Source organism: Xanthomonas sp. F4, assembly GCF_011761895.1.
In genome coordinates this window covers 201,903-223,290 of sequence record NZ_JAASQX010000004.1, presented here as the reverse complement: position 1 = coordinate 223,290, position 21,388 = coordinate 201,903, and the positions used below count along the sequence as shown (strand labels likewise).

General features: G+C 69.9%; 19 protein-coding genes. 8 read left to right on the top strand and 11 right to left on the bottom strand.

Going from position 1 to position 21,388, the window contains the following annotated elements:
• Window positions 1–42 precede the first annotated feature (42 nt).
• Window positions 43–942, top strand: a complete 900-nt coding sequence (locus FHR66_RS15230) for a TolB family protein (RefSeq protein ID WP_160964464.1) — start codon at window positions 43–45, stop codon at window positions 940–942.
• Between the two features lie 227 nt (window positions 943–1,169).
• Here FHR66_RS15230 and FHR66_RS15225 read toward each other — a convergent pair whose 3' ends face one another.
• Entirely contained in the window at window positions 1,170–3,677 is a 2,508-nt protein-coding gene (locus tag FHR66_RS15225; RefSeq protein WP_167087913.1) for a sulfite reductase flavoprotein subunit alpha, read from the bottom strand.
• 196 nt (window positions 3,678–3,873) lie between these two features.
• Here FHR66_RS15225 and FHR66_RS15220 point away from each other — a divergent pair, with 196 nt between their 5' ends.
• On the top strand, window positions 3,874–4,629 hold the full coding sequence (locus FHR66_RS15220) for a DNA/RNA non-specific endonuclease (RefSeq protein ID WP_160964468.1): 756 nt from the start codon (window positions 3,874–3,876) through the stop codon (window positions 4,627–4,629).
• A gap of 124 nt (window positions 4,630–4,753) precedes the next feature.
• Here the strand turns inward: FHR66_RS15220 and FHR66_RS15215 are convergent, their stop codons facing one another.
• Entirely contained in the window at window positions 4,754–5,641 is an 888-nt protein-coding gene (locus FHR66_RS15215) for a LysR family transcriptional regulator (RefSeq protein WP_160964470.1), read from the bottom strand.
• A 91-nt stretch (window positions 5,642–5,732) separates the two neighbouring features.
• On the opposite strand from FHR66_RS15215, the gene FHR66_RS15210 reads away from it, so the two are divergent.
• Window positions 5,733–6,722: an NAD-dependent epimerase/dehydratase family protein gene (locus tag FHR66_RS15210; protein ID WP_167087911.1), complete on the top strand. Its 990-nt coding sequence runs from the start codon at window positions 5,733–5,735 to the stop codon at window positions 6,720–6,722.
• A 199-nt stretch (window positions 6,723–6,921) separates the two neighbouring features.
• On the opposite strand, the gene hemB is transcribed toward FHR66_RS15210, so the two are convergent.
• Together hemB and FHR66_RS15200 are read right to left on the bottom strand one after the other, a co-directional pair.
• Window positions 6,922–7,914, bottom strand: a complete 993-nt coding sequence (gene hemB / locus FHR66_RS15205) for a porphobilinogen synthase (RefSeq protein ID WP_160964472.1) — start codon at window positions 7,912–7,914, stop codon at window positions 6,922–6,924.
• 205 nt (window positions 7,915–8,119) lie between these two features.
• Entirely contained in the window at window positions 8,120–8,368 is a 249-nt protein-coding gene (locus tag FHR66_RS15200) for a hypothetical protein (protein WP_010340624.1), read from the bottom strand.
• 636 nt (window positions 8,369–9,004) lie between these two features.
• Here FHR66_RS15200 and FHR66_RS15195 point away from each other — a divergent pair.
• The 3 genes from FHR66_RS15195 (at window position 9,005) to FHR66_RS15185 (ending at window position 10,623) form a co-directional block, all read left to right on the top strand.
• Window positions 9,005–9,370 (top strand): hypothetical protein, encoded by a 366-nt coding sequence (locus FHR66_RS15195; RefSeq protein ID WP_160964474.1) that lies wholly within the window; start codon window positions 9,005–9,007, stop codon window positions 9,368–9,370.
• A gap of 161 nt (window positions 9,371–9,531) precedes the next feature.
• A complete protein-coding gene (locus tag FHR66_RS15190) occupies window positions 9,532–10,008 on the top strand; it encodes a hypothetical protein (RefSeq protein ID WP_160964476.1) in 477 nt (158 codons plus the stop codon).
• 261 nt (window positions 10,009–10,269) lie between these two features.
• Window positions 10,270–10,623, top strand: coding sequence for a hypothetical protein (locus tag FHR66_RS15185; protein WP_160964478.1), 354 nt, complete (start codon window positions 10,270–10,272; stop codon window positions 10,621–10,623).
• 70 nt (window positions 10,624–10,693) lie between these two features.
• Here the strand turns inward: FHR66_RS15185 and FHR66_RS15180 are convergent, their stop codons facing one another.
• The 4 genes from FHR66_RS15180 to FHR66_RS15165 form a co-directional block, all read right to left on the bottom strand.
• The gene (locus FHR66_RS15180; protein WP_160964480.1) at window positions 10,694–12,511 is read right to left on the bottom strand and encodes a DUF885 domain-containing protein; all 1,818 of its coding nucleotides are present in this window, start codon (window positions 12,509–12,511) and stop codon (window positions 10,694–10,696) included.
• 248 nt (window positions 12,512–12,759) lie between these two features.
• Window positions 12,760–13,341 carry a cytochrome c oxidase assembly factor Coa1 family protein gene (locus FHR66_RS15175; protein ID WP_160964482.1) on the bottom strand — a complete coding sequence of 194 codons (582 nt, stop codon included), beginning with the start codon at window positions 13,339–13,341 and terminating at the stop codon, window positions 12,760–12,762.
• A gap of 47 nt (window positions 13,342–13,388) precedes the next feature.
• Window positions 13,389–15,620 carry a S9 family peptidase gene (locus tag FHR66_RS15170; RefSeq protein ID WP_160964484.1) on the bottom strand — a complete coding sequence of 744 codons (2,232 nt, stop codon included), beginning with the start codon at window positions 15,618–15,620 and terminating at the stop codon, window positions 13,389–13,391.
• Window positions 15,621–15,690: 70 nt separating this feature from the next.
• On the bottom strand, window positions 15,691–16,380 hold the full coding sequence (locus tag FHR66_RS15165; RefSeq protein WP_160964486.1) for a glutathione binding-like protein: 690 nt from the start codon (window positions 16,378–16,380) through the stop codon (window positions 15,691–15,693).
• Between the two features lie 113 nt (window positions 16,381–16,493).
• Between FHR66_RS15165 and FHR66_RS15160 the strand changes: the two genes are divergently transcribed.
• Together FHR66_RS15160 and FHR66_RS15155 are read left to right on the top strand one after the other, a co-directional pair.
• Window positions 16,494–17,102, top strand: coding sequence for a TIGR00645 family protein (locus FHR66_RS15160; RefSeq protein WP_160963228.1), 609 nt, complete (start codon window positions 16,494–16,496; stop codon window positions 17,100–17,102).
• A gap of 171 nt (window positions 17,103–17,273) precedes the next feature.
• Entirely contained in the window at window positions 17,274–18,278 is a 1,005-nt protein-coding gene (locus tag FHR66_RS15155) for an energy transducer TonB (RefSeq protein WP_160964488.1), read from the top strand.
• Window positions 18,279–18,372: 94 nt separating this feature from the next.
• Here the strand turns inward: FHR66_RS15155 and FHR66_RS15150 are convergent, their stop codons facing one another.
• From FHR66_RS15150 to FHR66_RS15140, 3 genes are all read right to left on the bottom strand, one after another.
• On the bottom strand, window positions 18,373–19,281 hold the full coding sequence (locus FHR66_RS15150) for a CPBP family intramembrane glutamic endopeptidase (RefSeq protein ID WP_456361766.1): 909 nt from the start codon (window positions 19,279–19,281) through the stop codon (window positions 18,373–18,375).
• Window positions 19,282–19,453: 172 nt separating this feature from the next.
• Window positions 19,454–20,635, bottom strand: coding sequence for an ABC transporter permease (locus tag FHR66_RS15145; protein WP_167087907.1), 1,182 nt, complete (start codon window positions 20,633–20,635; stop codon window positions 19,454–19,456).
• Window positions 20,632–21,378: an ABC transporter ATP-binding protein gene (locus FHR66_RS15140; RefSeq protein WP_160964494.1), complete on the bottom strand. Its 747-nt coding sequence runs from the start codon at window positions 21,376–21,378 to the stop codon at window positions 20,632–20,634. Before FHR66_RS15140 ends, FHR66_RS15145 begins: the two co-directional genes overlap by 4 nt.
• Window positions 21,379–21,388: the final 10 nt, after the last annotated feature.

Here is a 21,388-nt window from a genome sequence, read left to right as displayed (position 1 = left end):
TTGGTTGTTTTAGACTGGCGGCGACATTCCATGGAATCCCACATGCGGACCCCTGTCCTGCCGCTCGCGCTGGCCGCGAGTTTACTCTGCGCGCCGTGTGCGTTCGCGCTTTCCGAATTCGGCATCGAGGGCATGGGCGTGGTGTCGACCGCCGCCGACGAGACCCGCGGCAGCGTCGCGCCCGACGGCCAGCGCATCGTCTGGGCCAGTCCCGACCGCGCCGGCGGGCCCGGTGGCGGCGACCTGTGGCAGGCGGTGCTGCGCGACGGCCGCTGGCGCGACCCGCAGCCGCTGCCCGCACCAGTGAACTCGCCGAACCTGGACAGCGACCCGTTCTTCAGCGCCGACGGCCGCTGGCTGTACTTCGCCTCCGATCGTCCCGGTGGCCACGGCGGCATCGACCTGTACCGTGCGCCGGTGCTGGCCGACGGTGGCTACGGCCCACCGCAGAACCTGGGCGCGGCGGTGAATTCGCCGGGCAACGAGCGCGCGCCGGCACTCTCGCTGGACGGCACGCGGCTACTGTTTGCCAGCGACGGCCGCGGCGGCGCCGGCGGCCTGGACCTGTTCGTCGCGCGCCTGAGGGGCCAGACGTTCGCGCAGCCAACGACGCTGGCCGGGGTCAACAGCGCCGACGACGACACCGATGCCGCCTGGCTGGGCGACGGCCGCGCGCTGCTGTTCGCCCGTGCCCACGGCAGCGAGCGAAGCCAGGTGCTGCTGGCGCAATGCGCCGGCGGCCGCTACGCGGACCCGCAGCCGCTGGCGCTGTCGTTCAACGGCAGCGACGGCCAGACCGCCGGCGCCTTGCTGGATGCGTCCAAGCCCAGCGAACTGCTGCTGTCCGGCAGCGCCCGCGCGCCGAAGGCCGGCAAGCGCGACCTGTACCGGATCAAGGCACCGGCGGCCACCGGAAGCAGCGATTGCATGCCCGCCGATTGAACGGCGACGCCACGCGCTGAGGCGTTCGAGCGCGACACGCGGGTTGCCGAGCGGAAGGTGGCTGCATGGCGAGGCGTGTCGAAGTGCAGCGGGCCGGCGCCGTCCTGCACCGCCACCGAACGTCTCGGGATGCCCACGCTGCTGCCATGCCGGCAGACAAGAGCTGTAGCAGAAGGCCGTTGTGGGAGGGACGTCAGTCCCGACCCACGGCAGCTGGACGCATCGCCTCAATATACGTCGCGCCGGTAGCGCCCGTCGGCGCTGAGCGCATCCAGCGCGTCCTCGCCGAGGATCTCGCGCAATGCCGCATCCACGCCGCGCGCCATGCCTTCCAGGCTGCCGCAGACGTACACGGTGGCGCCGCGCGCGACCCAGTCGCGGACCGCGTCGGCGGCCTCGCGCAGCCCGTCCTGCACGTAGCGCTTGTGCGCCTGGTCGCGCGAGAACAGCAGGTCCAGGCGCTGCAGATGGCCGGCGTCGCGCCAGGACTGCAACTCGTCGCAGAACAGCGCATCGTGTGCGGCGTTGCGTTCACCGAACAGCAGCCAGTGCCCGTGCACGCCGGCCTGCTCGGCCTCGCGCAGCAGGCTGCGCAGGCCGGCGATACCGGTGCCGTTGCCGATCAGCAGCATGGGCGCATCGCCATGCCGGCGGAACCCGGGGTTGGCCCGCACCTGCGCGCGTAGCACTGCACCCACCGGCGCGTGCTGGCACAGCCAGCCGGCGCCCACGCCAGGGCTGCCGTCGGCGCGCAGGGTCAGGCGTACGACGAGCTGCAACAGGCCATCTGCCGGCACCGAGGCGATCGAGTATTCGCGCAGCGGCAGGCTCGGCAGCCCATCCACCCAGGCCTGCAGATCGTCGCCCGGCGTCGGCGGCGTCAGCGCGCGTGCCGCCAGCGCCTCCCGCAATGGCTGCCGCACGCCATCGGCCTGCACCGCCTGCTCGGCGTCCAGCGCCTGCACGGCGAGCCAGGCGTGGACCGTGTCGGCGGCGTGGCAGGGCTGCACTTCCAGGACGTCGCCGGCATGCCAGTGCGCCTGCGGCGGCGGCGCCAGGTCGATGCGCCACACGGGGGCGCCAGCGCTGCCGGGATTGAGCAGGACGCGGCCGACCAGGCGCCAGTCCAGCGGCTCCGGCGCCTGCAGCACCGGTGCCGACGCCGCCACGCCGGTGAGCGCCGACAGTTGCCATTGCCACTGCGCCAGCGCCTGCGGATCGGCGTTGTCCACTTCCAGCGGCGGGAACAGCGCCTGCGCGCCCTGTGCGTCCAGCCAGTACTGCACCTCCCGCGAGAAACCGCAGAACTGCGGATACTGGCGATCGCCCAGGCCGAGCAACGCGTAGCGCAGCTCCGGCAAGGCCTGCGCCTGGCGCAGCACGCGCCGGACGAAGCCGCGCGCGGCGTCCGGCGGTTCGCCGTCGCCGAAGGTGCTGATCACGAACAGCGCGCGCTGGGTGCCGCGCAGCTGCGCCAGGTCCAGCTGCGCCAGCGAACGCACGTCCACCGTCAGGCCGGCCGCCTGCAGTTGCGCGGCGGTCTGCCAGGCCAGGCGCTCGGCCAGGCCGCTTTGGCTGGCAAACCCCACCAGCCAGGAGGCGGCGGCCTCGCCCACCAGCCCCGGCAGCGCGCGCCGCGCCTCGCGCAATGCCCGCTTCTTGCGCCGGCGGTCCAGGTACAGCATCCAGCCGGTGACGAAGAACAGCGACATGCACAGGCTCGCCAGCAGCATCGCCACGCGCCCGGGCAGGCCGAAGAAGCTGCCGCTGTGCAGCGCGAACATGCTGGTCAGCAGGCGCCGCCCCAGCGGCTGCGCGCGGTAGTCCAGGCGGCGCAGGATGCGGCCGCTGGCCGGATCGACCTCCACGCTGTCGTAGGCGCGGTCGTGCGCCGGATCGGGCGACAGGTAACGGGCCACGATCGGCTGGCCGCTGCGGCCGGGCAGGCGCAGATCCAGGTAGGCGCGCTGCGCGGCGGGCACGCTCGTCAGGGCCGCCTGCAGCCGCGCGTAGTCCACTGCCGGTGGCTTGCCGCCGCGGCCGCCCTCTTTCTCCTTGGGCGCGGCATCGCCGCCGAGCATGGCCACCAGCCCCTGCCGGTACCAGTCGTAGGACCAATACAGCCCGGTCGCGGCGATCAGCAGGTACACCAGCAGGCACCAGGTGCCGATCACCGAGTGCAGGCTCCACAGGAAGCTGCGTCCCTGCCGGTTCCACTCCACCGCCCACCAGGCGCGCCAGCTCCACCAGCGGCGCGGCCAGCGCAGGTACAGCCCGGACAGGCAGAAGAAGATCAGCACGAAGGCGCAGGCGCCGGTGACCGCCTTGCCGCGCTCGCCCGCGGCCAGGCGCCGGTGCAGGTCTTCGACGAAGGAGAAGAAGCCATCCAGGCGCGGCGCCGGCAGCACCGCGCCGGTGTAGGGATCGAAATACAGGCGGCCGCCGTCGCGACCGGGCAGGCGCACCGCGGACGGCCGCGTGCCGGTCGGGTCGATCAGCAGCCGGTTGCTGCGGTGCGCCCCGTCCAGGTCCAGGCGCCGCGCCAGCTCGGCCAGCGGCAAGGGCTGCTCGCCGGCGGCATGGCGCGCGGCGATGGCCGCCAGCGGCGGATTGGCCAGGCGCACGATCTCGTCCTCGAAGGCCAGCGTGGCCCCGCTCAGCCCCATCACCGACAGCACCAGCCCGGCGCTGATGCCGAGCAGCCAGTGCAACTGGAACAACAACGACTTGATCACGGCGGAGGCGCAGGACGGGGCGGTCGCGCATTGTAAATGAGAACGCTTATCGCATGCGATTGACCGCCGTGGCGCGGCGTCTACCGCCAAGCGTGACCAGCGGCGCAGTTGCCATTTGCCACACATCCAATGGTCATCTGACGGACACCGAACCTCGCCAGTTTCTTCACTCCCCTGACCAGCCGAGGTTCCTGCAATGTCCGTCTCCCTGCGCGGTTGTCTTGCCCTGCTTGCCCTGTTCGCCGCCCAGGCGGCAAGCGCCGCCACCAGCTGCCCCACGCTCTACACCGGCGGCAAGGCACCGACGCTCGACACGTCGATCACCAGCCGCACCACCGAGGTCTGCCATACCGAATACGTGTTGATGGCCTCGGGCGTGACCAAGGGTCCGCTGTACTCGGCCGAACACATCACCGATCAGCAGGTCGCCGGCGCCGAATCGATCGGCCGCGTCGGCTCCTTCCATGACGAGACCGGCATCCCGGCCGCCGACCGCTCGCACACCTCGGACTACACCAACTCCGGCTTCGACCGCGGCCACATGACCCCGGCCGGCGACGCCTCGACCACCAACTCGGAGAAGGAAACCTTCTCGATGGCCAACGTGGTCCCGCAGGACCACAAGCTCAACACCGGCGAGTGGGCGCGGATCGAGGAGCAGGTGCGCCAGCTCGCCAAGCAGCGCGGCGAGGTCTACGTGGTCACCGGCCCGGCCTTCGACAGCGGCACGCGCAGCAGCATCGGCGCCGACAACGTGCAGGTGCCGAACTACGTGTGGAAGGCGGTGTACGAGCCGGGCAATGGCGCGGCCGCCTACATGTGCGTCAACGACAGCACCATCAACTGCGACGTGGTGTCGATCAACGACGTCATCACCATGGCCGGCGTGGATCCGTTCCCGGCGATCAGCGCCAGCATGAAGGCGAATCCGATCGCGCTGACGCTGCCGTAAGGCGGGGATTCGGGATTCGGGAGTGGGGATTCGGGATTCGTAACAGCGTCCTGACACCCTGCCCGGGTCGGGGCGGCCGGATGCGCGAATGCGCAAACCGGCCGCCACTGCAAGCGCGCGCACCTCAGGCGGTGTGCGCCGTCATCGCCTCGACCAGCGCCGCGAACACCGCGCTGCAGGCCGCGCTGCCGCGCACGTCCTGGTGCATCACGATCCAGCTATCCAGGCCGACATTCACCTGCTTTGGCAGCACCGGCACCAGTGCCGGCGTGCGCCGCGCCAGCGCGACCTGGCAGAAGCCGATGCCACAGCCGGCACGCAGCAATGCCAGTTGCGCCAAGTCGCTGTCGGCGCGCAACGCGAACGCCTCGCGCCGCCACAGCGGCAGGCCGCTGCGCGCCGCGCGCAGGAAAGGCGTCTCCGCATCGAAGCCGATCAGCGCGTGCTGCGGCAGTTCCTCCATGGCCTGCGGCAGGCCGTGCCGGTCCACGTAGTCCTGGTGCGCGAACAGCGCCACCGCCACCGCACCGACGTGACGCGCGACCAGTACGTCCTGGGTCGGCCGGCTCATGCGCACCGCCACGTCGGCCTCGCGGTGCAGCAGGTCCTGCATCCGGTTGCTCAGCACAAGTTCCATCCGCAGCTGCGGATGTGCGCGGCGCAGGGCCGCCAGCACCGGCGGCAACACTTCCGCACCGATCACCTCGCTGGCGGCGATGCGTACCGTCCCGCGCACCGCATCGCCATGGCGGCCCGCCGCGCGCTGCAGCGACGCGGCCAGGCTGGCCATCGCCTGCGCATGGCCACGCAAGGCCAGGGCCGCATCGGTGGGCAGCAGGCCGGTCTGCGAGCGCACGAACAGCGGCACCGCCAGCGCCTGTTCCAGCGCCGCCACGTGGCGGCCGACGGTAGGCTGGGTCAGACCCAGCGCGCGTGCCGCCGCCGACAGCGAGCCCTCCTCCAGCACTGCCAGGAAGGACCGGTAGAGTTCCCAGCCGATCGTGTTGTCCATACAGAAATGTATAGCCGGTCGGCGACATTCGCCAATTTTCTTCAGCGGTACCGGCACCGACACTGACCGCCGACCTCAACGGAGCGCTGTCATGTCCCCATCTTCTTCCACGGCCCTGGTGCTGGGCGCCAGCGGCGGTATCGGCGGCGAACTGGCGCGGCAGTTGCGCGACGCCGGCTGGCAGGTGCGCGCCCTGCAGCGCGGCCTCGCCCACTCCAGCGAGGAGCGCGACGGCATCCACTGGCGCCGCGGCGATGCGCTGCAACGGGCCGACGTGCTGCAGGCCGCGCAGGGCTGCGCGGTGATCGTGCATGCGGTCAATCCGCCCGGTTACCGGCGCTGGTCGGAGCTGGTGCTGCCGATGATCGACAACACCCTCGCCGCGGCCATCGCCGAGCGCGCCACCGTGGTCCTGCCGGGCACGGTCTACAACTACGGCCCGGATGCCTATCCGGCGCCGGACGAAGACGCGCCGCAGCATCCGCTCACCCGCAAGGGTGCGATCCGGGTGGAACTGGAGCGGCGCCTGCAGGCCGCAACCGCGCAGGGCGCGCGGGCGATCGTGGTACGTGCCGGCGACTTCTTCGGCCCGCGCGTGGGCAACAGCTGGTTCGCGCAGGGGCTGGTGCGGCCGGGACGGCCGGTCGCGACGGTGACCCTGCCGGGCGCTCCAGGCGTCGGCCACCAATGGGCCTACGTGCCCGATGTGGCGCGGACCATGCTGGCGCTGCTGCAACAGCGCACGCGTCTGCCGCCCTTCGCCCGCCTGCACATGGACGGGCATTGGGACGCCGACGGCACGCAGATGGCGGCGGCGATCGCGCGGGTCGCGCAACGCCATGGCCTGGCGTCGCCACGCACGCGCCGCTTCCCGTGGCCGCTGCTGACCCTGGCCCAGCCGTTCTGGCCGCTGGCGCGCGAACTGCACGAGATGCGCCCGCTGTGGCGGCACCCGCTACGCATGCGCAATGCGCGGCTGCTGGAGTTGCTTGGCGAAGAACCGCACACGCCGCTGGACGTGGCGGTGGAGGCAACGCTGCGTGGGCTGGGTTGTTTGCCGGCGGCGACGTCATCGGCGTAGTGCGGACGCGTGCGCGGGTGCGGCTTCAACCACGACCCGGCTGCAACGGGAAAGCCCGGTCGCGGCTGAAGCCGCTCCTACGAGATCCACGCAGATGGATCGCAAGATCGCGGCTGTGTAGGAGCGACTTCAGTCGCGACGCTTTTCGAAGGCTACGTCGCGACTGAGGTGGCTCTAACAGACAGAGAGAGACGCTGACTCAGCGCGCCTCGCGCAGCCAGCGCGCCACCTGCGGCGCGAAGTAGGTCAGCACGCCGTCGGCGCCGGCGCGCTTGAACGCCATCAGCGACTCCAGCACGCAGGCGCGTTCGTCCAGCCAGCCGTTGCCGATCGCCGCCTTGAGCATCGCGTATTCGCCGCTGACCTGGTAGGCGAAGGTGGGCACGCGGAATTCGTCCTTCACCCGCCGCACCACGTCCAGGTAGGGCATGCCGGGCTTGACCATCACCATGTCCGCACCCTCTTCCAGGTCCAGGGCGATCTCGCGCAAGGCCTCGTCGCCGTTGGCCGGGTCCATCTGGTAGGTGGTCTTGTCGGCCTTGCCGAGGTTGCCCGCGCTACCCACCGCCTCGCGGAAGGGGCCATAGAACGCCGAGGCGTACTTGGCCGAGTACGCCATGATGCGCACGTGCAGGTGCTCGTCGGCATCCAGCGCGCGGCGGATCGCGCCGATGCGCCCGTCCATCATGTCCGACGGCGAGACGATGTCCACGCCGGCCTGCGCATGCGACAGCGACTGCTGCACCAGCGCCTCGACGGTGATGTCGTTGAGCACGTAGCCGCGGTCGTCGATGATGCCGTCCTGGCCATGGCTGGTGTACGGATCCAGCGCCACGTCGGTCATCACTCCCAGCTCCGGGAAGCGCGTCTTCAGCGCGCGCACCGCGCGTTGCGCCAGGCCGTCCGGGTTCCAGGCCTCTGCCGCGTCCAGCGACTTGCCGGTCGGGTCGATCACCGGGAACAGGTCGATGACCGGGATGCCCAGCTCCAGCGCCGCCTCGGCCTCCTTCAGCAGTTCCTCGATCGACAGCCGCTCCACGCCGGGCATGGAAGCGATCGGCGTGCGGCCGGGCACATCGTGCACGAACACCGGCCAGATCAGGTCGTCGACGGTGAGGGTGTGTTCGCGCATCAGGCGGCGCGAAAAGGCATCGCGGCGCATGCGCCGGGGACGATAGTGGGGATGGGCCACGTGCAGGCTCCTGGGTGGGCGGATCTGGGAGGCCGCGCCAGTCGCACGGTCCGAGGCCGCCAGGCACCCGGGCCGCGCCGCCGGCACCGGCGTGAACGCAAGGCGGCCCGCGCACGGGCGCCGTCGGCTGGGTATGTTACTCCCGCCGGCGCGGCAGGCAGCGCAGGATGTTGCAACACAGCATGCCGGTCGCCCGGCACGCGCGTCAGATCACCCCGCCTCCCAGGCTCAGCCGGATCACCCCGACCACGATCACGAGCGCATTGAGCATCAAGCCGGTCTTGGCGCGGCCACGGTTGGGTGCCGCGGTGAACAGCAACCCGATCGCGGCGATCAGCGCGCCGACCGCGGCGAACGGGATCAGGAACCAGTTGCCCCAGCCGAGCAGCGGGATGAAGGCCAGGATCATCCACAGCAACGCCACGATGCCCCACAGCAGACTGATCAGGCCCATGCCGGCCTCCATGCGAATGTCAGCCTGCACCATAGCGCACTGCGCAGCCCGGCGCGGCGCGACCGCCGGCCGGTGCGGCGCTGGCGCAGGTCTATTCGGGGCCGGCGCCGGAGGCGGTCGATGGCCCAACTGGATGACGCCAACGCGGCCGATTTCGGCACACGCGGTACCGAACCGAAGCCCGGTTGCGCGGCGCAAGCGCGAAGCGGCCAAGCTCGGCACCAATGGCGTGGACTTGAAGGGTGTAGACGCGGAGCGCTGCGGCAGCAGCCTGTCGGTCGGCGCGGGCAGCGCTGGCGGCCACGTCGGCGCCGGCCTGAGCACTGGTGCCCCATCACGCGGATGCGCAGCGGGCGTGGCGATCTGGACGTCGCCGGGAGCCGGGGGGCGACAGCGGCCCCAGAAGTGTTGAAGACACGCCAAGACGCGCCGCGCATCGACAGGACCAACTACGGCGACCGGCGTACCTGTGTCAGGTGCTGCAACAGGACTGCGCTGTCATCCGACCAACGGATGGCGGCCGATCCACGGTCACGGCGCACACCGAGCACCCAGGCAATCCGGTAGGGGAGGCGCGCACTGGATCGTCTTAATGCTGGACGGAAACCCTGGACCGTCTTCATCTAGGAGCAGCCCATGAAGCGCTGGATATGTATTTTCGCGATCTGCCTGCTGTCGTTCCCCGCCATCGCCGCACCCGTCTACAAGAAGCTCGTGTGCCGCGATAACGACCCCTTCGTGTTCTGCACCCAAGGCTGCAAGGGCGTGGACAAGAACTGGAGCCCGGTCGACCCGATCAGCGGCTCCTGGCAGGCAGACCCCGGATATTGCTTGCAGCCCAGTCCGGTCCGCTGCTGCAAGCACGGCTCGCACTGCGGCGCGTGGACGCCCACCGCGATCGTGGCCGTGAAGCAGTACGAAGACATCTGCCCTGCCGCCGTCAAGCAAGGCGAGTGGACGGACCCGAGCCGGCGTCCGGAAAGCGTGCCCTACGAGCACTGACGCTCCTGCCGCTGCACAACGCGGCGGCGTGCTGCCCTCCCGGCCTCCCCGACTCTTGGCACGGGGATCACGGCGGCCCTGCCAGGGTGGCGGCGCCGGGTTCGGCGCGATTCACCCGGCCCGCCTATGATCGCGTGAGATCCGAACACGGGGGTAAGGCCATGAACATCCGACCGTTGTTGCCGCTGGCGCTGCTGCTGGCCCTGGCCGGCTGCGCCAGTTCCTCCAAGGTGATGGTCGGTGCGGCGCGCCCGCCGATCGACCCGGCACTGGTGCAGATCTACTCCGCGCCGCCGCCGGGCGCGGTGGATATCGCCCAGCTCGAATCCTCCAGCGCGGCCGGCTTCGGCACCCAGGGCCAGACCGACGCGGCGGTGGCCCGGCTCAAGCGCGACGCGGCCAAGCTCGGCGCCAATGGCGTGGTACTGATGGGTGTGGGTTCGCAACGCTCCGGCGGCGGCCTGTCGGTCGGCGCGGGCAGCTACGGCGGCCACGTCGGCGGCGGCCTGGGCATCGGCATCCCCACCACGCAGAAGCGCGCCGCCGGCATGGCGATCTGGGTACCGCCGGGGGCGCAGACGCCAGCGGAGGGGCAGTCTGTCACCCCGCCTGGGGCTGCACTGCCCCAGGGACGCTGACCGCGCCTGCGACCGCTGCGATCGGTTGATGCCTGGGCGTGTCCACGTCGTTCCAGCCGTGCGGCTAGGGCCGGTGCTGTACGCAGCAGGGGCCACTGCTCGCGGTGTTGCGCGCCCCAGGCCCCTGGTAAGCTACTGCCCGGGCTACAATTTCCGGGCTGGGGTGGCGGCGCAATGCTCCTGGCGCGCACCGTCCGAAGATGCTGCCAGCTGGTCGGCCCGGGTATTCGGTGGACACCGTCATTGACAGAAGGAATGGTTATGAAACGCTGGATATGGACATTGATCGCCGCTGCCGGGCTGCCGGCCAGCGCGAGCGCATCGACGCCTCATCAGACCCTGGTCTGCCGGATGGACGACCCTTTCCTCTTCTGTTCGAAGGGCTGCGACATTCCTGATTACAACTGGAAGCCGGTTGACCCCATCTCGGGGAGTTGGGAGCCGGTGTCGCCGTATTGCCCCTATCCAACGCCGACAACGACCAATCACTGCGTGGGATGGACGTTGACAGCCATTGCCGCGCTCGCCCAATACAGGGACATCTGCCCGGGGGCGTTTAAAGAAGGGAAGTGGAAGGGCCAGAAGCCTCCCGAACTGGTGCCCTTCAAGCACTGAGCCGCCGCCGGAGGGCTTGCGCATCGCGTGCTCGTTACGGTCACGCGATGCGCCCCCAAGAGAGGTTATCTCAGCGCTGGTGGCTACCGGCGCTTTGTCCAATGAACTGCGTCTCCACCTCCGTCTGCAGCTGGTCCGGCGGCAGCAGCCCCTGGTCCAGCAGGAAGTTGTTGAACTTCAGCCGGTCGAACTTGGCGCCCAGCGCCAGTTCGGTGCGCATGCGCAGTTCCAGGATGCGGCTGTAGCCGTAGAAGTAGCTGCCGGCCTGGCCAGGCGCGCGCACCATGTAGCGGTCCAGTTCCTGCCGCGCCATCGCCGGCGACAGGCCGACCTCGTTCTCCAGCACCAGGCGCGCACGCTCGCGGTCGATCAGGCCGAGGTTGAGCATCGGGTCGAGCATGGCTCGCGCCGCGCGCAGCAGGCGGAACTGCAGGGCGACCAACTGCCCGTCCAGCGGTTCGTACGGCACCATCTCGGCCTCGGCGTACAGCGCCCAGCCTTCCACGTTGACCGAGTTGAACGCGAACAGGCTGCGCGCCAGCGACACGCCGCGCTCGACCATGGCAGTGAACTGCAGTTCGTGGCCGGGCCGGCCCTCGTGCGCGCTCAGCGTCCACGCCGCCGCACCGAAGTTGAAGTCGTCGTAGTGCTCGCCCTTGCCGGCGCTGTCCGGATTGCCCAGCGGCAGCACGAAGGTGCCCTGCTCGCCGGTGTTGCCGACCAGCGGTGCCGGGCGGAAATGCGGCGCCGGTTGCGCGGCGCTTTCGGCCGGCGAGCCCAGGCGCATCTGCATCGGCCGCTGCGGCACGTCGACGATGCGCTGCTGGCGGATGATCGGATCGATGCGGTCGATGACGCTGCGGTAGTGCGCCTCGAGCTTGTCGTCGGGGATGGTGTCGCGCTTGAGCGCGCGCAGCACTGTGCGGTAGTCGCGGGCATCGTCGCCGCGCAGGCCCTTGGCCGCGGCCACCAGCGGCGCCAGCTGCTGCATCGTCGCGCGGGTTTCCATGAACTCCAGCTGCGCGCGCTGCATCAGCACCTGCGGTGCGATGTCGATGCCCACCTGCTTGAGCTGGAACGCATACAGCTCTGGCGGCAGGCGCGCATCCTCGCGCGCCTGCGGCAGCACCACCGTGCGCGTCCAGGTGGCGTAGTCCTGGAACTGCCGGTCCATCGCCGCCAGCGCCGCGTCTGCGCCGGCGATCTTGTACTCGGCAAACAGCGCGCGGATGCCCTTGGCGTAGGTCTCGACGTTGCTCAAGGCCTGTTCGACCTCGCGCTTGGTCGGCTGCAGCAGGCTGCCATCAGCACGCTTTTCTTCGTAGCGTTGCCGCGCCAGCAGCAGGCTGGAGGTACTGCCCGGCGCCAGGCCGACGTAGCGCTGCAGCCGCAGCAGCGCCTTGGCGCGCCGCGCCGCCGGCACCTGCTCGGACAAAAGATTGTTGATGCCGCCGAACACGTGCTGCGGCGCATCCGTCCAGGGCAGCAGCAAGCGCTCGTTGAGCGTGCTGCCTTCGATGGACTGATCGGCGGCGTGGATCAGGATTGTCAGATCCTGGCGCACGTTCGGATCGCGCTCCACCTGCAGCTTTTCCTGCAGCGTGTGGCGCGCGGCAGCGGTGGCCTCGCGGAAACGCCGCGCGTTGTCGGGACCGAAATCGGAGACCTGGTCGTCGAATCCGGGCACGCCGAAGAAGCTCACTTCCTCGGCCTGGAACGGCGCCTGCGCCTGCAGCAGGATCTGCGCAAACGCATTGCTGCGCTCCACCCAGGCCGGCGCACGCTTCGCCGCTGCAACGGGCGGTGCGGCCGGAGCCGCCAGCGCCTGGAACGGCAAAGGCGCCGCCAGCGCCAGGGTCAGGGCGATGGCAAGGACACGTGGCTTCATGGCGCAGCTCCGACAGATGATGTCAGGACGGTACGCGGCGCAGGCCGATCGGCCATCTGCCGGAGGTCATGGCCGCCACCACGCGGCGGTGCAGCATATGGGCGGTCCTGCATTGCAGCCGGCGCAGCGCGCGTGCAGTGATGGCAATTCGGAGTGCATCACTGCGGACACGGGCGATACAACGGTCCCACGCCCATGGCGCCATGCACCTCGCAACGACAAAGACGGCAGAGAACGTTCGCCGCCGCTTACTTGGTTGCGGCGTCCTCGGCCGACGTGGCGTGGTCTGCGTTCGTTGCGGGCACCGGCGGCGCCTCGACCGCCATGCCATCCGCCTCCTCGTCGTCGGCCTCGTCGCCCTGCCCGAGCGCATCGAGCAGCGGGATCGCCTCGCCCGCATCCGGCAGTACCTGCAAGGTGGTGTAGTGCCACTCGCCAGCATGACGCTCGGCTTCGATGTAGAGGGTGCCGTTGGCGCGGCTGCCGTGCAGCGACACGCTCAGCTCGGCATTGCCGCTTCCACCGCCGCTGCTGTTGAAGCTGCCGCTGGGCATGATGCCGTCCTTGATCGGCGCGCCCAGCGCGGCCGCCACGCGCGGATCGTGTTGTGCGGCCATCACGCCGACCCGGTACGGCTCGGACGACTTGGTGACGCGCGCGATGCCGAGCACGAACACCACGATCGACGCCAGCAGCAGGGCGCCGAGCACGAGCACGATCAGCGGCACCGCCCACTTCCAGTGGCGCGCCCACCAGCCGCGCTTGACCGGTGGCAGCGCCGTGGTGGAGGTGGGACCGGGCGTGCCGGGCAGCGGCGGCGGACTCGACATGACGTCACTCCTTCGTCGTGCGAAATCGAAGATACGAAACGGCGCGCTCAGGGCTTCAGGCAGCGCGCCAGGAACGCTTCGGTGGTGCGATAGCGATGCAGTGCGTTGCTGCCGGACAGGCCGTGCTTGGCGCCCGGATAGGTCATCAGCTCGAACAGCTTGCCGCGCTTCTGCAATTCGCTCATCAGCGAGGTGGAATTGGTGAACAGCACGTTGTCGTCGGCCATGCCGTGCAGCAACAGCAGTTGCGAGGTCAGCCCGTCCAGGTGCGCGGCCACGCGGCTGTCGCGGTAGCCGTCGGGATTGGCCTTGGGCAGGTTCATGTAGCGCTCGGTGTAGTGGCTGTCGTACAGGCCCCAGTCGGTGACCGGCGCGCCGGCGGCACCGCAGGCATAGGCCTCGCTGTGCTTGGCCAGCAGCATCAGGGTCATGTAGCCGCCGTTGGACCAGCCGTACACGCCGATGCGCGTCGCATCCACCCACGGCTGCGCCTTCAGCCAGGCCACGCCGCGCAACTGGTCGTCCACTTCCACGGTGCCCTGGTGCTGGTACAGCGCACCGCCGAAATCGCGGCCGCGGCGCGGCGTACCGCGGTTGTCCAGCGAGAACACCACATAGCCGTGCTGGGCCAGGTACTGGTCGAACAGCGCATCGCCGCGACCTGGCCAGCCGTCGACCACGGTCTGCGCGGCCGGGCCGCCGTACACGTAGACCACCACCGGATAGCGCTTGCCCGGATCGAACCCGTCCGGCTTCATCAGCCGATAGTGCAGTTGGGTCTTGCCGTCGGCGGCGGTCATGGTGCCGAACTCGACCGGACGCTGCGCCTCGCGGTAGGCCGCATAGGGATGCTGCGGATCGGCCAGGTCGTTGACCAGCAGGGTGGCGATCTTTTCGCCATTGGCGCGGAACAGCTCGATCTGCGGCGGCGTGGTGGTGTTGGACCAGCTGTCGACATAGACACTGGCGTTCTTGGCGAAGCTGGCGGCATGCGTGCCGTTGGGCTTGGACAGCTTTTCGATGGCGCCGCCGGCCAGCGGCACCGCGTAGAGCTGGGTCTGGGTCGGCGACTCCTTGGTCGCGGAGAAATAGACCTTGCCGGCGGCCTCGTCCACCGCCAGCAATTCGTCCACCACCCACTCGCCCTGGGTCAGCGGACGCAGCGTGCGGCCGTCTTCCGAGGCCAGGTACAGATGTTCGTAGCCGCTGCGCTCCGAGCCCCAGACGAAGCGCCCGTCCTTGAGGAAGTGCAGGTCGTAGGTGAGCGGCACCCAGGTCGGGCTGGTCTCGGTGATCAGCACGCGCTGCTTGCCGTTGGCCAGGGTCGCCTCGATCAGCTCCAGGCGCTTCTGATCGCGCGACTGGCGCTGGAAGGTCAGCCGCTGCGGATCGCGCCAGTCCACCCGCGCCAGGTAGATGTCCGGGTTCTTGCCCAGGTCGATCCACTGCGGCTGCGCGCCGGCGCGCGATGCGATCGTGCCGAGCTGGACCTTCACGTTGGGCTGGCCGGCCTGCGGATAGCGCTGCTCCACCACCTCGGTATGGTCGGCATAGACCTCCGGGCGCTTCTGCACCGGCACCTCGGTTTCGTCGATGCGCGCGAAGGCGATCGCCGAATCGTCCGGTGCCCACCAGTAGCCGGTGTGGCGGTCCATTTCCTCGTCGGCGACGAACTCGGCCACACCGTTGCCGATGGTCTCGCTGCCGTCGCGGGTGAGCTGGTGCTGCTGGCCGCTGGCCAGGTCGATCACCCACAGGTTGCGCCCGCGCACGAAGCTGACGTAGCCGCCCTTGGGCGAGATCTTCGGATCGGTGACGAAGCCTTCGCCGTGGGTCAGCTTGCGCACCGCGGCGCTGCCGGTCTTGCGCAGGTCGTACAGGTACAACTCGCCGCCGAGCGGGAACAGCAACGCCTGCGCGTCCGGCGCCCACTGGTATTCGACGATGCCGGTGTAGGCGGCGATGCGCTGGCGCTCGCGGCGCGCCTTCTCCTCGTCGCTCAGGGTCTCGGTACCGGGCAGCACCAGCTTGGAATCCACCAGCATGCGGGTCTGCCCGCTGGCGATGTCGTATTCCCACAGATCCAATTGGTTGCGGTCGCTGTCCTTGCCGCGCAGGAAGGTCACCCGCGAGCCGTCCGGCGCCACCTTGGGCTTCATCAGGGTCGGCCCGGACAGCGGCTTGCTGCCGGTGATGGCCTCCAGGGTCAGTTTCTCGGCGTGGGCGGGAACGATGGGCGTGGCGAGCATGAGGGCGAGAGCGGCGAACAGAGAGCGCATGAAGGTTCCTGATGGAGCACCGAGCGCACGGATGATGCGCGTGCGCCCGGGATTTGAGAAGCGCGCCGGCTCAGCGCTGCCCGAACAGGTGCTTGCGCTCGGCGTCGCTGAGCGGCTTGCCGGCGTTCGGGTTCACCTGCTCCTTCAATGCGTAGGCGCGCTGGGTGGCCGGGCGTGCGGCGATGGCGTCGTGCCAGCGCTTGAGGTGCGGGAAGGCGGCGTAGTCGGGGGTCAGGCCGGGGTACACCTCGATCCACGGGTAGCTGGCCATGTCGGCAATGCCGTAGTCGTCGCCGGCCAGGTAGGCGCTGTGCGCCAGACGCTTGTCCAGCACACCGTGCAGGCGCCGCACCTCATTGCCGTAGCGCTCGATCGCATAGCCGATCTTCTCCGGCGCATAGACGTTGAAGTGGCCCATCTGCCCGGTCATCGGGCCGAGGCCGGCCATCTGCCAGAACAGCCACTCCAACGCGACCACGCGCCCGCGCGGATCGGCCGGCAGGAAGCGGCCGGTCTTCTCGGCCAGGTACAGCAGGATGGCGCCGGACTCGAACACGCTCTGCGGCGCGCCACCGTCGGCCGGAGCATGGTCGACGATGGCCGGCATCTTGTTGTTCGGCGAGATCGCCAGGAATGCGGGCGCGAACTGCTCGCCTGCGCCGATGTTGACCGGCTTGAGCGTGTAGTCCAGCCCGGCCTCCTCGAGAAACAGGGCGACCTTGTGGCCATTGGGGGTGGGCCAGTAGTAGAAATCGATCATGGCGGCGCTCCGGGACAGGGACCTTCGAGTGTAGCGGCGCCCCCCGGCTTGGCAGTGTCACCGCCGGCCGGGTACCCTGGCCGCTCCCGCAACGCAGCATTCCAGACCACACCATGACTCCCGAGCGGCCCCGCCTGCATCCCCTGTCCAACCTGATCTTCGCCTCGCGCTGGCTGCAGTTGCCGCTGTACCTGGGACTGATCGTGGCCCAGGGCGTCTACGTGTTCCTGTTCGGCAAGGAGCTGTGGCACCTGATCCACGAGGCGCCGCGCCTGGGCGAACAGCAGATCATGCTGATCGTGCTCGGCCTGATCGACGTGGTGATGATCTCCAACCTGCTGGTGATGGTGATCGTCGGCGGCTACGAGACCTTCGTGTCGCGGCTGGGCCTGGAAGGCCACCCGGACCAGCCGGAGTGGCTGAGCCACGTCAACGCCAGCGTGCTCAAGGTCAAGCTGGCGCTGTCGATCATCGGCATCTCCTCGATCCACCTGCTCAAGACCTTCATCGCGGTCGGCGCGCTCGGCGGCATGCCGATGTGCTCGCCGGAGCAACTGGCCAGCGCCGTGGGCACGGTGGACCTGAAGAGCTGCGCGACGCTGACCGCCACCGGCGTGCTGTGGCAGACCATCATCCATGGCATCTTCATCCTGTCCGCGATCGGCATCGCCTGGACCGACCGGATCATGTCCGCGTCAGCGCCGGCGCGGCCGGCACACTGACCGACGCGCGCAGCGTCACGCTTTTTGCCGCATGGCAGCGGCTGCCACGCACGCGGCGGCCGCGGATGCTAGATTGACCGATGGGGTGCGCTGGCGGCATGGGGGCCGCAGCACCGCGAACGCACCGCCGTCGCATCGTTGATTGCCAACACCGGGGATTCAGGGGGACGCATGTCGCAACTCACCACACTCGCCAAGGCGCGCCGTGTCGCGCCCGTCCTGTTGCTGGCCGCGCTGGCGGCCTGCTCCAAGCAGGAGGAGGCCGCGCCACCCAGCGCCGCACCGGCCACTACCGCGGCCAATGCACCGGCAACGCCGGCGGTCTCGGCCAAGGTGCAGTCGATGGGCACCGAACAGTTGCACGACTCGGCCAGCCAGGCGCTGCGCGAGAACCGCATGTACGCGCCGGCCGGCAACAACGCGGTCGAGTACTACCTGGCGCTGCGCGACAAGCAGCCGGACGACGCCGGGGTCAAGAGCGCGCTGACCGACCTGATGCCGTACACGCTGATCGCCGCCGAGCAGAGCATCAACCGCGAGGATTTCCCGGAAGCGCAGCGCCTGATCGGCCTGATCGAGAAGATGGACCCGCAGGCGCCGGCCCTGCCGCGGCTCAAGCAGGGCGTGAGCAAGGGCATGGAGGCCGTGGCCCAGCGCGGCCAGGACGAGACCGACAAGGCCAAGAAAGACGCCGAGCAGAAGGCCAAGCTGGCGGCCGAGCAACAGAAGCAGGCGCAGCAGCAGGCCAGCGAGGCGCAGGCGGCGCAGCAGATCGCCGCACAGCAGGAAGCCGCGCGCCGCGAGAGCGCACGCCAGGAAGCCGAACGCCAGGCCGCTGCGCGTCCCGCCACGCCCGCCGCCACCGCGCAACCGACGCCGGCACCGGCTGCCGCGCCCGCGGCCGCACCGGCGGCCACGGCACAGACCCTGCGTCCGATCAGCACCCCGGCCCCGCGCTACCCGCCCGAAGCGCTGCGCTCGGGCACGGCCGGCGAAGTGCTGGTGGAGATCACCGTGGGTACCGACGGCGCGGTCACCAATGCCCGCGTGCTGCGCTCCACGCCGCCGCGGGTGTTCGACCGCGAGGCGCTGAACGCCACCAAGCGCTGGCGCTTCGAACCGGTCGGCGCGCCGGTGACCACCCGCCGCACACTGGCGTTCAATCCCGGCGGCTGAGCCTCGCAACACCACGCGTGCCCGGCAGTGGCCGGGCGCGCAGCGAACGCCTCGGCGCAACCTGGCGCCGACCGCAACACGTCGATCAGAACGATCAGGACGTCGGTGTCATGCCCGCATTGCGAGCCGACGTGCCGAAGCGCCCCTTGCGCCAGGCCACCCAGGTCGCGATCGCGCCCACCACCGTGCATACCAGCAGGCCCGGCAGCGAGGCCTCCGGTCCGAACGCGCCCCCACTCAGCCAGTCCGGCACCCCGGCCTGCGCCGTGCTGCGCGCGATCGCCGGCCCCATGTCGGTCCCCGACACCGCCGCGCCGAACAGATAGCCCTGGGTGAAGTTCCAGGCCGCATGCACGCCGATGGAGACCCAGAGCCGGCCGGTGAGCACGTAGAAGGCGCCCAGCATGATGCCCGCCTCCGCCGCAATGCAGAGCGCGGCGAACACGCTCGCGTTCGGATTGCCGAGATGGGCCAGGCCGAACAGCGCCGCCGACAGTGCAAACGCCAGCCATGGCCCGAACGCGCGCCACAGCAGCCGCAGCAGGATCGCGCGCAGCATCAGCTCCTCCACCACGCCGGCCTGCAGCGCCTTGCCGAGCGCGCCCCACGCCGGCGCCGGCCCGCTCCAGCGGAGCGCGTACACGCCGAAGGCCGCCATGAGCGCCATCACCGCCGCGAACATCGCCGCGCCCAGCAACAGGCCAATGGCCAACTGCGACGGCGCCGCGCGCCAGGCGAGTTCTGCCGGCCAGCGCCGCTCGCCCAGGCGGACCGCCACTGCGTAGAGGATGGCGGCCGTCAATGCCGTGGCATATGGCGCGATGCGCTCTGCACCCGGCGGAAGCAGCCTGGCGCACAGCAGCGGCACCGCCGTTGCCACGACCACCATCAGCGCGAGCAACGCGATTGCCCAGGCCACCGCCCGCAACCAGCGCACCCTCCCCGGCTGCAGGATGCGGGCCTGGCCCAGTACCAGCAGGCGCGTGCCCGCGGTCGCGGTCACTCCGGTGTCAACGCGTGGATCGGGAGACATGCAAGGCTCGCTGCGGAGGGACGTCGAAAAGGCGGACGCATCCGCCGCGCGTGCAGGCAGTGTGCATCACGATCGCATTCCTTGCGCGGCGTCGCGACGACGGGCATGCAGCGCGCGGGCCAGCCCGCGCGCTGCCTCCTGCTCAGCTGGAGATCGCCAACTGCTCCCGCCGGTAGCGGCGCACCGCCGCCAGCCACAGCACCGCGGCCAGGCCGAAGCCGGTGAGCAGGTACACCGCCCAGATCTGCGGATCGATCGTTTCGCGGCGGATGATCTTCATCAGCATCTGGTTCTGCGCCAGGAACGGCACCGCGAACTGCCACAGCGTGGTCTTCAGCGGATACACCATCAACGCATAGCCGGGCAGCATCGGCAGCAGCATCAGCCAGGTCATGTGGCTCTGCGCTTCCTTCATGCTCTTGGCCGAGGCTGCCAGATAGGTCAGCAGCGAGGTGCCGATGAACAGCATCGGCAGCAGCACGAACAGCATCTGCAGCATCGCCACGAAACTGACGTTGAGCTGGCGGCCGATGCCGCTGGCCACCTGCGCGCTGAGCTTGAACGCGAGCAGGGTCAGCAGCAGCGACACCAGGCCGACCACGCACGCCGCGGCGATCTTGCCGCTGACGATGGCGCTGCGCGAGGCCGGCGTGGCCAACAGCGGCTCCAGCGATTGCCGCTCGCGTTCGCCGGCGGTGGCGTCGAGGATCAGGTAGGCACCGCCGATGAACGAGGTGATGGTCAGCAACACCGGCAGCAGCATCGCCAGCAATGCGCCGCGCTTGGCCTCGGGCGTGGCCAGGTCCTGCAACGCCACGTCGAGCGGTCGCGACACCTGCGAATCGATGCCGCGCGCCAGCAGGCGCAAGGCACCGACCTGCTGGCCGTACATGCTCAACGCGGCCTGCACCCGCTGGGTCGGGATGTCGGCGTCGCGGCGGGTGCTGTCCTTGATGATCTCCACCAGCGCCGGGCGCCCTTCGTGCCAGGCGCTGGCGTAGTCCTCGTCGATCTTCAGCGCAAGATCCACGTCCTGGCTGCGGATCGCTCCGGTCAGGTCCTTCGGCGGCGCGACCGCGTTCAGGCCCTGCGCGGCGAGGAAGGCGACCAGGTTCGGCGCGCGTTCGCGGCCGATCACCGGAATGTCCAGCGGCTTGTCGATCTGGGTGCGCACGCGGCTCTCGGCCAGCGCGCCCATGCCCAGGATCAACGCCGGGTACAGCAGCGGGCCCAGCAGCAAGGCCAGCGCCAGGGTGCGGCGATCGCGCGAAAGGTCGCGCAATTCCTTGCGCATCACGGTGAATACAGTACGGAGCAGGCTCATGCGTGCAGTCCCTCGTCGCTGCCGATCGCCTTGACGAAGGCGTCTTCCAGATTGGGTTCGCCGGTGAGGGCGCGCAGTTCGTCGGCGGTGCCGGCGGCCACCACCGTGCCCTTGGCGATGATGACGATGCGATCGCACAACGCCGCCACCTCCTGCATGATGTGGCTGGAGAAGATCACGCAGCGTCCTTCCTCGCGCAGCTCGCGCAGGAAGCCGCGCAGCGCGCGCGTGGTCATCACGTCCAGGCCGTTGGTGGGCTCGTCCAGGATCACGTTGCGCGGGTCGTGGACCAGCGCGCGGGCGATCGCGGTCTTGGTGCGCTGGCCCTGGCTGAAGCCTTCGGTCTGGCGGTCGAGGATGTCGTCCATGTCCAGCGCCTTGGACAGCAGCCGGGTGCGCTCGGCGATGCGTGCCGACGACAGCCCGTGCAGCTCGCCGAAGTAGGCGATGTTCTCGCGCGCGGTCAGTCGCTTGTACACGCCGCGCGCATCCGGCAGCACGCCCAGCGCGCGCCGCACCGCCATCGGATCCTGGCCCACGTCGACGCCGTCCACGCGCACCTGGCCCTGGTCCGGCGCCATCAACGTGTACAGCATGCGCAAGGTGGTGGTCTTGCCGGCGCCGTTGGGACCGAGCAGGCCGGTGATCTGGCCGTCGGCGGCCTGGAAGCTGACCCCCTGCACCGCCTGCACGGTACCGGCGCGGGTCTTGAATGCCTTGTGCAGATTGTCGGCGACGATCATGCGCGCCCCT

Coding starts and splice junctions, on each gene's coding strand:
- FHR66_RS15230 (WP_160964464.1), top strand. CDS start 43: ATGCGGACCCCTGTCCTGCCGCTCGCGCTGGCCGCGAGTTTACTCTGC.
- FHR66_RS15220 (WP_160964468.1), top strand. CDS start 3,874: ATGTCCGTCTCCCTGCGCGGTTGTCTTGCCCTGCTTGCCCTGTTCGCC.
- FHR66_RS15215 (WP_160964470.1), bottom strand. CDS start 5,641: ATGGACAACACGATCGGCTGGGAACTCTACCGGTCCTTCCTGGCAGTG.
- FHR66_RS15210 (WP_167087911.1), top strand. CDS start 5,733: ATGTCCCCATCTTCTTCCACGGCCCTGGTGCTGGGCGCCAGCGGCGGT.
- FHR66_RS15200 (WP_010340624.1), bottom strand. CDS start 8,368: ATGGGCCTGATCAGTCTGCTGTGGGGCATCGTGGCGTTGCTGTGGATG.
- FHR66_RS15195 (WP_160964474.1), top strand. CDS start 9,005: ATGAAGCGCTGGATATGTATTTTCGCGATCTGCCTGCTGTCGTTCCCC.
- FHR66_RS15190 (WP_160964476.1), top strand. CDS start 9,532: ATGAACATCCGACCGTTGTTGCCGCTGGCGCTGCTGCTGGCCCTGGCC.
- FHR66_RS15185 (WP_160964478.1), top strand. CDS start 10,270: ATGAAACGCTGGATATGGACATTGATCGCCGCTGCCGGGCTGCCGGCC.
- FHR66_RS15180 (WP_160964480.1), bottom strand. CDS start 12,511: ATGAAGCCACGTGTCCTTGCCATCGCCCTGACCCTGGCGCTGGCGGCG.
- FHR66_RS15175 (WP_160964482.1), bottom strand. CDS start 13,341: ATGTCGAGTCCGCCGCCGCTGCCCGGCACGCCCGGTCCCACCTCCACC.
- FHR66_RS15170 (WP_160964484.1), bottom strand. CDS start 15,620: ATGCGCTCTCTGTTCGCCGCTCTCGCCCTCATGCTCGCCACGCCCATC.
- FHR66_RS15165 (WP_160964486.1), bottom strand. CDS start 16,380: ATGATCGATTTCTACTACTGGCCCACCCCCAATGGCCACAAGGTCGCC.
- FHR66_RS15160 (WP_160963228.1), top strand. CDS start 16,494: ATGACTCCCGAGCGGCCCCGCCTGCATCCCCTGTCCAACCTGATCTTC.
- FHR66_RS15155 (WP_160964488.1), top strand. CDS start 17,274: ATGTCGCAACTCACCACACTCGCCAAGGCGCGCCGTGTCGCGCCCGTC.
- FHR66_RS15145 (WP_167087907.1), bottom strand. CDS start 20,635: ATGAGCCTGCTCCGTACTGTATTCACCGTGATGCGCAAGGAATTGCGC.
- FHR66_RS15140 (WP_160964494.1), bottom strand. CDS start 21,378: ATGATCGTCGCCGACAATCTGCACAAGGCATTCAAGACCCGCGCCGGT.